This window comes from Rhodococcus sp. IEGM 1307, from assembly GCF_030056915.1.
In the GTDB taxonomy this organism is placed as follows: Bacteria; Actinomycetota; Actinomycetes; order Mycobacteriales; family Mycobacteriaceae; genus Rhodococcus_F; species Rhodococcus_F opacus_D.
The window spans coordinates 1-1,712 of sequence record NZ_JASHKW010000062.1; the positions used below are offsets into that span (position 1 = coordinate 1).

The 1,712-nt window shown below is 64.1% G+C and carries 1 protein-coding gene; it reads left to right on the forward strand.

Annotated features, from left to right (window positions below; translation table 11 throughout):
• Nucleotides 1-489 precede the first annotated feature (489 nt).
• Nucleotides 490-1,656, forward strand: coding sequence for an IS30 family transposase (locus QM841_RS42805; protein ID WP_283336784.1), 1,167 nt, complete (start codon nt 490-492; stop codon nt 1,654-1,656).
• The last annotated feature ends 56 nt before the right edge of the window (nt 1,657-1,712 follow it).

Here is a 1,712-nt window from a genome sequence, read left to right on the forward strand (position 1 = left end):
TGGGCAGTGAGTGGCGACCTGTTGCTCGTCGCGGTTGTCAGAGTAGATCGTCCCTCTGACAGACCTCCGTTAGGAACTCAGAGACGATCAGGACTTCGCCGGGACGAGAAACTTCACCGCGACGCTGAAGGCGTATTTTCCCGGGTTATGGATAGGGTTTGACCGTTGACCATTAACCTCTGAGCTGACTGACTGGGCCCGTGCCGAAGGCGCCGTGTGGGTGCGCTGGAGGAGTCCCGGTTATCGCACGGAGATTTCTATCGGTCGTTGCAACACCTGCAGTGAGGTGGTGTTGCATTGGCGAAGTCGGCAGACGCTGCTGCTCGCGCACGGTTTCTGGGATTGGTCCGGCAGGGCCGCAGTCTCAAATACTCCGCCCGGACCGCTGGTGTCCATCTCCAGAGCGGTTATCAGTGGCTCCGGCAGTCGTTCTTCGAGCTACGTGAAGAGGGCCTGACCACGCAGCAAGCGCAGGCCAGGCTTGGGTGCGTGACCTCGAAGATTGAGGTTTGGGACGCGGCGTTCGAATCGGGCACGTATCGCCGTCATCACCTGCGGGTCGACGCGAACATCGAAAGCTCATTCTGGAGCGAGCACGATCGCGGCGTGACGGTGGAAGTCGCTGCTCAGCGGGCTGGTGTCGGTAGGTCAACCGCGTATCGGTGGATTGAGCGCCGCTTCCACCAACTCCGCGACCAGGACGCCAGTGTCGCGGACGTTCGTCGGCAGCTCCGGCTTGACCGGCGCCGGGCAGACGCCTGGGAGATCCAGCGGTTACACCGAAAGCGCCGCACCAGAAAGGCCGACGAAGCGGCGCTACGGGCGGCGGTGAAGAAATCAGCCTCCCGAATCGCTGCCGAGCTCAATCCCGCGCCGACCCCGGCTCAGCTCCAAAAGGCTGTCCGCGACACGCGGTACTGGGAACTGCGCAGACAGGGCGAATCCAATACCTCGGCCAGCAGAATCCTCGGAATGCACCGCAAGACCGGCACCAACATCCGGCTCGCGGCCCGGCGGAGCCGGGCCCTCCTCGCCGCGAAGCCACCGTCGGGACGGTACCTGTCGCTGGCCGAACGCCTGCAGATCGCAGATCTACGACATCTGGGGTGTTCGATCCGTCAGGTCGCCCGCGAACTCGACCGCGCACCCTCGACGATCAAGCGGGAGATCGACCGGCACACCAATGCGCACGGCCGCTACCTGCCGCGGTCCGCCGACGAAGCGGCGGCACAGAATCGCCGTCGGCCACGCGAGTACAAGCTGATCGCGGACTCGGCTCTGCGCAGGCTCGTGCAACGCAAACTGGACCTGCACTGGTCCCCGGACGAAATCAGCGGCTGGCTGAAGGTGACTTTCCCGGACGACCACCGCATGCGAGTGGGCCACGAGACGATCTATCGGGCGCTGTTGGTGCGGGGCGGCCAGGGCTTGGACAAGGGCTATTGCAGCAAGCTGCGCACCGGCCGGACTCAGCGCAAATCGCAGTGGTCACGCCGGCCCCGGGTCGGTGGCCCGGTGCAGAACATGACGATGATCGACCAACGCCCTGAGGAGGTCGAGACGAAGAAGGAGATCGGGCACTGGGAAGGCGATCTCGTGCTCGGGGAACGGTGCCGGTCCGCGATGATGACCCTGCGGGAACGGAAGACCCAGTAAGCCCGAATGCACCGATTCGTTGATGTTGTCGCTGTGAATTCCGTTGTGTGGCAGCG